We start from the raw sequence: 9,717 nt of genomic DNA on the forward strand, positions 1-9,717 counted from the left end.
CCGGATGCCCATTTTAGAAGGAGAAGGTTCCGATATTTTACAGATCCATACTCAGTCGGATCATGTCCCGACAGTGGATCCCGTTCTCATAGATCGGTTCCGGATAGTTTTTGGTAAAAAAATCGAAATCGATGCCAGTAATTCTAAACCCACATTTTTGGTACAAACCCAACTGACCAATCCCTGCATTGCCTGTCCCAATTTCGAGGGTATGAAAACCGTCTTCTTTTGCCTGAGAAATCGCATGAAGCACCAATTTTTTCCCAAGCCCCATTCCTTGCTGGTCTTCCTTCACGGCAACATTGATGATTTCCGAAGTTCCTGGACGAGTCATCAAAAGTACATAAACTCCTAAAATTTCGGAATTTTCAGACTCAAGTACATAACAATTTGCCCGTCCCAATACGACTGTACAATTTTTTCATTCGGATCTGCAAGAAGTAAGAGATCCATAGGTGGAGTTTCATTCGAAGAAAGTTTTCTGATCGTAAAGGTCATGAGCAAGTTTGCAGAATTCTAATCCGCGCGAGACCGAAAAGTCGAATCTTAATGTTTGATATTCGGAACGTTAATCCGATCCAAAACTTCTGCAGTGAATTCCCTGAATTCATCCAAGGCTTCCGGAATAGACTTGCCTTCCAACTCAGTGGCCTTCTCAAAACGAGAATTGAAGGTAATCCGATCTTCGATATTCATGATCACTCCCCCACCAGCTTTGAACTCACCCAAAACCTTAGAAAGGAATTCATTAAACTTTTGAAACATTTCGAAAGCTTCTGCGATAAAAATGCGAGTCTGTTTGTTTTTCATCCTGCTCAGCTGTTCTCTGAAGTCCTGTTTTTCAGCAGCCTGGTATTCTTCGATTGTCTCCGTCAAAACCTTGATGTTCCGGCGGATATTCTCCATATGTTTGACTACTCCGTCCTTCTCGTTCCCATGAGAGAAGTCGAAACGAATATGAGTTTCATTTAATATAGGAAGATACTCCCGATCCAATACATTGATCCAGGTGCCGATCTGATTTACCTCGGTATCATTAGAGTTCGGAGAAATTTTCATGATCGGATACTTGGCCAAGATCCTTCCAGCGGCATCCGGATTCTCACGGAACATACGGATCTGTTCTGCGGCAGTTTCGAGGTTATCCGGAATTCCCTCCGGAGAAATTTCTCTCATCCGATTTCGGTACTTTTCCAGATCCCTGGAAACTCGATACTTCTGTTCGTCATTTTTGGACAATCTTTGGATTTTCTCCAATTGTTGGATCATCTTCTGATGCCTTTGGAGTTCTAGGATTTGTTCTTGGGTGATAGCCATGGGATCTTAGGGCAAATTTTAGGAGGAGTACAATTCTAAGGCAAGGAAATTCTCCAGCCAATTTGCAGGCAAATTAGAGGAAGTTTCGCAAAGAGCAGAGTTGAGCGAGAAAGAAATTTTTAGATTTTGTAGGAGTTCCAACGTGAATTTCAAAAAGAGGATCTTATTGACAGGGGAAGCATTTTGTGATAGGGAGAATACGCACTCCCACGAGCCACTCCCCCCAATCCCAATGCAGGGCGGGGGCGGCCTTTAAATTCATGTAGGAGTTCCTACATCACAATCCTAAATCCTATTCTTATATCGATCCAAGACCAATCTTAAAAAATCGGACTGCGGAAATTTATGAACAAGCGATTCCATAAGTTGAACTCCCTCCTCTACTGGCCCGGTTTCCAAAAGAGAGATCGCTTTTAGATAAACCATCTCCGGAGAATATTGAAATCTTCCGGTTAGGACCAACCTTTCTCTGAATGCCTCGAACTTTTTGTCCTTAAATTCTTGGACTGCGATCGCTCTTTGAGACAGATAGGAACCAGGAGTTTGGGAACGGACTGAGATCATTTCAGAATCCAAGTCTCCAGCGGCGGTAGAATTCCAAAGCACCAAAAGTTCGAATGGTCTGAGAGTATAGGACATTCCTTGTTCTTTCAGGATCTTATAACGATCGAATAATGAATCGTCGCTTCCTTCTTGGATGGAATCGTGTAGAGTTTCTTTTAATTCTTCTCTTCCGTTCTTCTTTTTTTCTTCCGAGATCCATTCGAATACGAAGTCTCTCGGCTTACATTTTTTGACTAAGAAGAATCTATCCAGGATGGGATGTCTAAGCGAATATTGGTCTAAGAAAAAGTCCGCTTCCGTTCTGGAAAATTCTTCTATTCTTCTCGCAATGCTTGCATCCAAAACTTTTATGTTTCGGATTCCTTCTTTTTTATCCTTGAAATAGAAATATGCAAGTCCCGCCAGATCAGGCTCTTGGGAAGAAATTACCAGATCGAATAATTCGTTCTGCTCTTCCTGATTCAGTCCTTGTAGTTTATGATTGTAGGCGATCCTTTCTTTTCTTTCCAGACCTTCTTTCAGAAAACTTTCGGATTCAGGAATGGCGCCTATGAAGTATAATAATCTTCTTCCTTCTTTTGCTTCTTTCAGATCATTTCCAAAAGAATCTACTAATTCTTGGTAATCTCGAATTCTATCTTCACATAGTAAGAACGCGGAACATAAGAAAAATAACTCAGGATCCCAAACCAGATTTCCTTTCAGCTCATCCAATAATTCTTGGAAGAATAAGCGGAGAAGTTTCTCTTCTCTTTCGGTAATTCCATCCTCTCTGATCCAATCCAGGCGAGGAGAATGGAATACGAATCTTCCGAATAGATCCGCTCTGAAACAATGAGCAGGTCTCAAATGTGTCAGGATACTTCCACTATAATGATCTAAAATTTTTGTTTTGAGTCGCAGGACTTCCGTATCCGGTTTTCGAACCTCTTTTTTACCCTCGAAGTCCGGATGTCTTAAAGTTATTTCAGGCCATTCTGTATTTGATACCGATATATGCATAAAGACTCCTTTTGGAGTTGAACCCTTTTTAAGGCGGATTAAGTGAGAAGAATCGCATGAAAAAAACGATTCTGGGGCTACTCCCGTTTCTAGTTGTCGGCAGTCTTTTTGCGGATGACGACCTAAAATACTTGGTCAAATCCTATAGTTTAGAAAAAATACGTAGGATTTTCCGAGAAAGGTCCCCTTCCAAAGAATCCGAGGTCTATGCGCTTGTTCGCTTTCATGAGACCCATCCGGATGGAGACGAGGGCAATAAGTTCAGATACCTGGTATCTCTTTTAAAAGGAAGACTTGTTGTTGGAGTTACCAAGGACGAACTTCACGGTCTCATCAAAAATCCTCTGCCTCCCCTAAATGCAGTCACCAAAATAAGTTTTTGGAAACTGTACGAAGAAATGGTAAAAAGAAAAAGTTTATCCTCTTCCGAACTTATCTCCTATCTCAAAAAACTCCCTCCCGACTACGATCCTGTGTATAAAAATGTGATCGGGGAAATTCTTCGCATCCATTATGAAAATGGAGAATTCAAAGAAGCGAAAGATTATGCCGAAAGTTTTTCCGAAAAAGATAAAAAGGAATATTTCGGTGCAATGGCTTATTACAGATACGCCAAAGCTTTGTATAAATTCGGAGAAACCCAAAAAGGGGAAAATCTTTTATATGCTCTCGCAGAAGATGCAAACGTTCCTTCTTACGTTAAAAAAGATATTTATACGGACCTAAGAACCTGGAAAGGAGAATCCTTTTATAAACATATTCCTTTGGAAAAAGGAGTTCTATTTATTCCTTTCTTAGATGCAAGTGATAAGAAATCTTTTATTTCATCCCATCAATATTTTGGTTCTATCGTTTTTGAAAGACCGGAAAGCTGGAAGGCAGCGGCAAGAGGTTTAGTCGGATATTATCCGGAAAGGCTTTTTTCTCTTTTTTCCAGGCATAAACATTACGCGGAATATTTTCCTGAGTTTACTGCCGCCATGTCCGTCGAACTTTCCAACCAAAATCTTGCAAAATCAGGTTTGGATCTATTAGAAAAAACGAATCTTTCTTCTTCTGAGTCGGTGGAATATGCGTATGCCAGAGCCTATAAACGACTGGGGGAAAGGGATAAATATTTTAACGGATTACTTTCTTCTCTCGAAAAAAATCCTTATAATCTGATCCGGCAAGACGAGTTGATCGACCTTCTGATCGGAGACCATTCCCATTTTCTGGAAGAATCTTATTGGAAAGAAGCTCTCAAACGGATCCCGAATCTTCCTGTCAAAGGTAGATTGGTTTATTGGTATTTGAGAAGTTTAAAATCCAAAGGTAGACAGGACGAGCTTCTCTCTTGGTTAAAATCCTATTATAAGTTCATTCCCGGCTCTTATTATACCAGAGTGATCCGAGAAGAATTTGCTGCCGAAATCTCTTCTATCCAAAAACCGGATAGTCCTCTTAGGAATAAGGATACATTATTCGAATATCTTTCTTTGACCTCGGGAGATCCAAAATATTCGGATAAGATCTTAGGTAGAGATTTGGAATTCGCCTATTTTCCTGATTCCTTCTCTCTGGACATTCGGATCGATTCCGCTCATAGCAAGATCAGAGGAAATCATCTATTACAAAATGCTAAAGAATATTTAGAGATTGGAGAAATGGCCCATGCAAGTTCTCTTGTGGACAAATACGTTCTGCAAACAGGAACATCCGAAGAAGAAAAAGACGAAATTTTTGCGGCACTCGGAGAAGTTACCGGCAACCAATATCTAACCGTCTTCCATACAAGAAATCTAATGAAAAGAAGAAGGATCCCTGATGATGTGATCCTTCTCCCCTCCAAACTAGCTTCCAGGATTTATCCGAGACCTCATAGGGATATAGTTTCTCATTATTCACAATCTTTCGGGATCGAAGAAGATATCGTGTATGCTGTTATGAGGCAGGAGTCCTTTTTTAAGGAGAATGCTGTATCTTCTTCCAATGCAAGAGGTCTCATGCAGATTATGGGACCTACGGGAAAAGGATTAGCCCAAGGTTTAGGCCTCGGTCCTTATTCACTTTTCGATCCGGAAATTTCTATCCAAATGGGTGCAAAATTCCTGAAATACCTTCTCTCTTCCAATGAAAACGATTTGAAATGGGCATCTATCGCTTATAACGGAGGTCCCGGAAATCTCAGAAAATGGAAACGAAATCATTATCACGGAGATTTTAATCATTTTTTAGAGGAACTTCCCTTAAAAGAGCCCCGTGATTATTGCAGGATCGTAACGTCGAACTATTATAATTACCAAAGTTTAAGGCAGTATAAAAACCGCTGAGCAGACAAGACGGATTCTTTTTTTTAGATTGTCTAGAATTTCAGATCCATAGGATAGTTCTAAGGACCGGGCGGAGTCTTTAATTTCGCCTCTCTGTCCCAAGGTCTACCTTATGCCGGTTCGTCCGATATCATTCATCTAACAGGAGTAAAAAATGGCAAACACCGCAATCTTAAAAATCGACGGTAAAGAATATGAACTACCCATCATCACGGGAACAGAAAACGAAAAGGCCATAGACATCTCCAAACTCAGACAGCAAACAGGATATATTACATTAGATAACGGTTATTTAAATACCGGCGCCTGTACTAGTGCTGTCACTTTCCTGGATGGAGAGTTGGGAATCTTAAGATACCGTGGGATTCCGATCGAACAATTGGCCGAAAAATCAAGCTTTACCGAAGTAGCTTATCTTTTGATCTACGGTCATCTTCCTTCCGACAAAGAACTGCAAGATTGGGACAAAGAGCTAACCATGCATACTTTGATCCATGAAGATCTAAAACGTCTTTATAATGGATTCCCTAAAGACGGTCACCCTATGGCGATCATGTCCACTATGATCGGTTCACTTTCTACCTATTACCAAGATTCTTATGATCCTGAAAATCCGGATCATAGACATATCTCCATGGTTCGTCTTTTAGCCAAGTTCCCTACCATAGCAGCTTTCGCTTATAAAAAATCATTGGGCCAACCTACAGTTCACCCGATGAACCATCTGGATTATTGCGGTAATTTCTTGAATATGATGTTCTCCGTTCCAAGTGAGGACTATTACATCGATCCTGAGATTGTAAAAGCATTGAACCTTTTATTGATACTCCACGCGGACCATGAGCAAAACTGTTCTACTTCTACGGTTCGTTTAGTAGGTTCTTCCCTTGCAAACTTGTATGGAGCAATCTCTGCAGGAATTTGCGCTCTTTGGGGACCTCGTCACGGTGGAGCCAACCAAGAAGTATTAGAAATGCTTTTGGAGATCAAAGCTTCCGGTCTTCCTGTGAAAAAGATCGTAGAAAAAGCAAAAGATAAGAACGATGCATTCCGTCTTTCTGGATTCGGACACAGAGTTTACAAAAATTTCGACCCGCGCGCTAAGATCATCAAAAAAGCATGTGATGCTGTTCTTTCTAGACTTGGAGTAAAAGACCCTCTATTAGATATTGCTAAAGAATTAGAAGAAGCAGCACTTAAAGATTCTTACTTCGTAGAAAGAAAACTGTATCCGAACGTAGACTTCTATAGCGGTATTATCTACCGTGCGCTTGGAATTCCTGTGAACATGTTCACTGTAATGTTCGCAATGGGACGTCTTCCAGGCTGGATCGCTCAATGGAAAGAAATGATCGAATCTCCTGATATGAAAATCGGTAGACCTCGTCAGATCTATACTGGAGCTACTGACACTTCTTACGATAGCGCTAAGAAAAAGTAAGATATCAAAAGGCTTGCGGACATTTTTTAAAAGGACAGGGTTCTGCTCTGTCCTTTTTTATGTACTCTGGAATGAATCGCTTTCGAAGATACCAACTAAATAAAACAACGGAGTCCGTCCTTAATTTCGGACATCCTTGGATCTTAAACGGAAAATTATCCACTGCAATCTCGGCATTCCAAGACGGAGATTGGATGAGGCTTGTTTCCGGATCGAATGAAACATTGGGATTCGGGATCTATTCTTCTTCAGGCCCAATTGGAATACGTATCATACAAAGAGGAAATGAATTCTCACTTCCCCAACTAAAACGAACGATAGAGAAAGCATTAGAGCTTAGAAAACCACTTCGAACAAAAACAAATGCATATAGATTATTGCATGGGGAAAATGATCTCATCCCAGGCGTAACAGTGGATCGATACGGATCTACCTGGGTGGTCCAAACCTATTCCCAGTCTTTGAGAAAATTTTCCAGACTAGTAGTTCGAATACTATATTCCATAGCCCCAAAATTAGAAGAACCAATCCCAAAACAAATCGTATGGATCTCTCCCCAAAGAATCGGTTCCGAAAAATCTTTGCCTGTCCGTTTTCTACGAGGCAAAAAAGAAATTCCTTTTGAAGAAAAAATTTTTGTAAATCAGGTCCAATGGAAGACTAAGATCCCCGGACAAAAGGGCGGGTTCTTTTTGGATGTACGGAATTTACGGCAATATATATTAGAAAAACCGGAACTAGCTCGAGACAGAGATTGCCTACACTTATTTTCTCATACTGGACTTACTTCTGTATGTTTGGAAGAAGCAGGTGCAAACTCGGTCTTCTCCGCTGACGGCGCAAAAGAAGCATTAGAAGAATTTGTATCTCACATCTTGCCGGAGGATCAGGTCTTAAATTTTGAAAAGAAGAATACGATCTTCACAAAAGGGAAACATCATCTAGTACGAGCGGATCTATTTCAAGATTGGGGGTTTTTACAAGACAGAAAATTTTCCCTAATCGTTTTAGATCCGCCCAATCTGACTCCGAACCAAGCCGCTATTCTTGCCGGCAAAAAAGCATATCGCAGTCTAATCACTAAGGCGCTCTTTCATCTGGAACCTGGAGGAGATCTGATCTTACTTTCTTGTTCAGGAAGAATCCTGGAGTCAGAATTCGAAAAGATTGGCCGAGAAACCTTGGCAAACAAAGGATGGAAGTACAAGGATCTTTACAAATTAAGACCGGAACCGGATCATCCTACACGTAAGGAATTTCCGGAGGGAAAATACTTCAAGGTGCATATCTATAAAAAATGCGAACCCTTGGACCAATAGGCTTATGAGCACAAATAAAAATACATACCAACTCATCGATTCCGGAAATTTCAAAAAGTTAGAACAGGTAGGTCCTTATAAAGTGATCCGCCCTTCTCCTGTTGCTGCTTGGCCGCCTACCCAGGCTTCTCTTTGGAAGGATGCCGACGGAGAATATCATAGAAGCGATAAGGGTGGAGGAAATTGGAACTGGAGAGGATCCAGCGCTTCCAGACCGGACTCGGAAGATGAGTTTCTCATCCAAATTCCTCCTTTGACCGTTAAGATACGTTTTACTCCTTTTGGACATCTTGGGATTTTTCCGGAACAATTGAGCAATTGGGATCGTATTCGAAATGTTTCTTCTCAACTTTCCGGGCAGGGAGAAGTTTTAAATTTATTCGCATATTCTGGACTTTCCACCTTATCCGTATTAGCTGGGGGATTGGATGCCTGCCATTTGGATTCTTCTAAAGGAATGGTAGAATGGGCCAGAGAGAATGCACAAGTCTCCGGCCTCGCAGGCAAAAAAGTACGTTGGATTGTAGAAGATGTATTAAAATTCCTGAATAGAGAGATCAGAAGAGATAAAAAATATATAGGCTTTATCTTAGATCCACCTACCTTCGGAAGAGGCGCCAGCGGAGAAGTTTTCAAAATAGAAAAAGATCTACCGGAAATGATGGATCTCCTAATGAAACTATGCGATAATAAACCCGATTTTGTATTTTTGACCTGCCATTCCACTGGATTCAGTCCATTGGCACTTCGAAGGATTTTGGAAGGAAGGATCAAAACTCCCGGGAATTATCTCACGGAAGAACTTTCAATTTCGGAATCCACAGGAAGAATTCATCCAGCCGGTTCTAATTGTGTATTTTATTCGAATAGAGTAAAACTTTGAAAAAAAACATTTTGGAAATCAGCAGTTTTTCGAATGAAAAGCTGAAGTATATCTCCGGACTAAAAGAGAAAAAGAACCGGGAAAAATCCGGCACATTTTTCATCGAAGGTTTTAGAGAGATCCAAAGAGCGCAAGTCTCCGGCAAAGTTAAATTCGAATACTTACTCACCTGCCCTGCTTGTTATTTAGGAGAAAATGAAGAAGACCTGGTATCTTCTATAGATGCAAAAACGATCATCGTTCCAAAACAAATTTTCGAAAAGATTTCTTACAGAGACAGACCCGACGGTTTGATCGCCACAGGCGAATTGCCGGACTTCTCCTTATCTCCTAAAACAAAACTTTCTAATGATCCCGTGCTCGTGATCGAAGGTGTGGAAAAACCCGGAAATTTGGGAACTATTTTAAGAACGGCAGAAGGGGCCGGCTTTCATAAGGTATTCGTTGCAGATCCGAGATTAGATCTATTCAATCCAAACGTTATTCGTTCTTCCACCGGAACATTATTCACCTTAGATGTTTTCCAATCCGACATTAAAGAACTTTATCCTATTCTCAAAAACGCAGGATACAAAACATTTGCAGTAACCCCTGAAGCTAAATCTCTATATTGGGACTCAAATCTAAAAGGAAAGGTCGCACTTGTTTTCGGAAGCGAGCAATACGGCCTAAGTGAATATGCGAGATCCCAAAGCGATCAATATATTTCTCTTCCCATGAAGGGAGTCGCGGATAGTTTAAATTTAGCTATGTCTGCTGGAATTTTAATGTACGAAGTACTTCGACAGAACCGTTAATTGGCAATTAGTACGTCGGTTGGATGTATCCGTTGAAAACTTTATTACCCAGTAGTTTCTCTATAAAGAATGTCGAACTCTC

Annotated in this window: 8 protein-coding genes; 5 read left to right on the plus strand and 3 right to left on the minus strand. The window is 40.8% G+C overall.

The window, feature by feature from the left end:
- Positions 1 to 37: 37 nt before the first annotated feature.
- From CH365_RS12320 to CH365_RS12330, 3 genes are all read right to left on the minus strand, one after another.
- Complete coding sequence (locus tag CH365_RS12320; RefSeq protein ID WP_244283161.1) at positions 38 to 403, minus strand: GNAT family N-acetyltransferase; 366 nt, start codon at positions 401 to 403, stop codon at positions 38 to 40.
- 143 nt (positions 404 to 546) lie between these two features.
- On the minus strand, positions 547 to 1,317 hold the full coding sequence (locus CH365_RS12325) for a hypothetical protein (RefSeq protein WP_100768862.1): 771 nt from the start codon (positions 1,315 to 1,317) through the stop codon (positions 547 to 549).
- Positions 1,318 to 1,602: 285 nt separating this feature from the next.
- Positions 1,603 to 2,883 (minus strand): hypothetical protein, encoded by a 1,281-nt coding sequence (locus CH365_RS12330; protein ID WP_100768863.1) that lies wholly within the window; start codon positions 2,881 to 2,883, stop codon positions 1,603 to 1,605.
- 56 nt (positions 2,884 to 2,939) lie between these two features.
- On the opposite strand from CH365_RS12330, the gene CH365_RS12335 reads away from it, so the two are divergent.
- From CH365_RS12335 to CH365_RS12355, 5 genes are all read left to right on the plus strand, one after another.
- The gene (locus CH365_RS12335; protein ID WP_100768864.1) at positions 2,940 to 5,195 is read left to right on the plus strand and encodes a lytic transglycosylase domain-containing protein; all 2,256 of its coding nucleotides are present in this window, start codon (positions 2,940 to 2,942) and stop codon (positions 5,193 to 5,195) included.
- Between the two features lie 154 nt (positions 5,196 to 5,349).
- On the plus strand, positions 5,350 to 6,636 hold the full coding sequence (locus tag CH365_RS12340) for a citrate synthase (RefSeq protein WP_100768865.1): 1,287 nt from the start codon (positions 5,350 to 5,352) through the stop codon (positions 6,634 to 6,636).
- A gap of 71 nt (positions 6,637 to 6,707) precedes the next feature.
- The gene (locus CH365_RS12345; protein ID WP_244283164.1) at positions 6,708 to 7,955 is read left to right on the plus strand and encodes a class I SAM-dependent rRNA methyltransferase; all 1,248 of its coding nucleotides are present in this window, start codon (positions 6,708 to 6,710) and stop codon (positions 7,953 to 7,955) included.
- A gap of 4 nt (positions 7,956 to 7,959) precedes the next feature.
- Complete coding sequence (locus tag CH365_RS12350) at positions 7,960 to 8,838, plus strand: class I SAM-dependent methyltransferase (RefSeq protein WP_100768867.1); 879 nt, start codon at positions 7,960 to 7,962, stop codon at positions 8,836 to 8,838.
- Positions 8,835 to 9,635, plus strand: coding sequence for a TrmH family RNA methyltransferase (locus tag CH365_RS12355; protein ID WP_100768868.1), 801 nt, complete (start codon positions 8,835 to 8,837; stop codon positions 9,633 to 9,635). Before CH365_RS12350 ends, CH365_RS12355 begins: the two co-directional genes overlap by 4 nt.
- Positions 9,636 to 9,717 lie beyond the last annotated feature (82 nt).

It is taken from the genome of Leptospira neocaledonica (assembly GCF_002812205.1).
GTDB lineage: Bacteria > Spirochaetota > Leptospiria > Leptospirales > Leptospiraceae > Leptospira_B > Leptospira_B neocaledonica.

Coding starts and splice junctions, on each gene's coding strand:
- CH365_RS12340 (WP_100768865.1), top strand. CDS start 5,350: ATGGCAAACACCGCAATCTTAAAAATCGACGGTAAAGAATATGAACTA.
- CH365_RS12325 (WP_100768862.1), bottom strand. CDS start 1,317: ATGGCTATCACCCAAGAACAAATCCTAGAACTCCAAAGGCATCAGAAG.
- CH365_RS12345 (WP_244283164.1), top strand. CDS start 6,708: ATGAATCGCTTTCGAAGATACCAACTAAATAAAACAACGGAGTCCGTC.
- CH365_RS12350 (WP_100768867.1), top strand. CDS start 7,960: ATGAGCACAAATAAAAATACATACCAACTCATCGATTCCGGAAATTTC.
- CH365_RS12335 (WP_100768864.1), top strand. CDS start 2,940: ATGAAAAAAACGATTCTGGGGCTACTCCCGTTTCTAGTTGTCGGCAGT.
- CH365_RS12330 (WP_100768863.1), bottom strand. CDS start 2,883: ATGCATATATCGGTATCAAATACAGAATGGCCTGAAATAACTTTAAGA.